Source organism: Oleiphilus sp. HI0080, from assembly GCF_001635135.1.
On sequence record NZ_LWFU01000951.1, the window covers coordinates 1 to 927 of the forward strand.

Here is a 927-nt window from a genome sequence, read left to right on the forward strand (position 1 = left end):
TGTTGGGCCGCCCACTGGTTATATTTTGAAGTTTAGCAACGGGCTTGTGGTCTACCTTTCTGGCGACACAGGCATGACCGCCGAACAGAAAGAAGTAGTGGGAGCCCACTATCAGCCAGATCTGGCGGTTATGAATATTGGCGGTACCTTTACTACGGGGCCTACAGAAGCCGCCTACGTCATCAACGAGATGGTGAAGCCCATTTCGGTGATCGCTTCACATGCGAATGAGCCTGCGACAAAAAATGGCAAGGTGCTCGATAATACCCGCACAGCAGCCTTTACAAATGCGAGCAATGTTCCGGTGCACATACCCCTGAGCGGCAAGACCATGGAGTTTGACGCAGACGGCCAGTGCAAAAATGGGTGTTAGAGGCTTAACGCACCTCCTGTACTTATCTTTAGGATTGAGCTGGGGAAGCGAAACCTACGCCAACGGCAACGTCTCCGACCCTTGGGTAATGATGGCGAAACCCGGGCATGTTGTTCTAATGCGACATACGCTCGCGCCGGGCACAGGCGATCCCGAGAATTTTGACCTCTCAGACTGTGCCAGCCAACGAAACTTATCGCAGGCAGGTCGAAACCAAGCGCAACAGACGGGCGAAAAGCTGCGCGCAAAAGGCTATAGCGACGCGCGCGTTATCACCAGCCAATGGTGTCGGTGCAAGGAAACAGCTCAGTTATTAGCGCTAGGCGAACCCGAACAACTCGCATCCCTAAACTCCTTCTTTCAGAATTGGGAAATGAAGCAGGAAGCGACGAACAAGACCAAAGCCTGGATCGCCAAAGAGCTGAAGACAAAAGCCGATGGCGAGGTGATCCTACTAGTGACTCACCAAGTCAACATTACTGCACTCACAGGCCACTTTCCGAGATCAGGTGAGATGGTTGTCTCGCAGCAAAAACCGAACGGCGATCTTCGGC

2 protein-coding genes are annotated in these 927 nt (G+C 53.0%); both read left to right on the top strand.

All coding sequences use genetic code 11. The features are described 5' to 3' along the window. The coding region (locus tag A3751_RS18465; protein WP_369821258.1) for an MBL fold metallo-hydrolase at positions 1–373 on the top strand (373 nt) is incomplete at its 5' end. Then, the coding region (locus A3751_RS18470) for a histidine phosphatase family protein (protein ID WP_197466492.1) at positions 339–927 on the top strand (589 nt) is incomplete at its 3' end. The genes A3751_RS18465 and A3751_RS18470, both read left to right, overlap by 35 nt.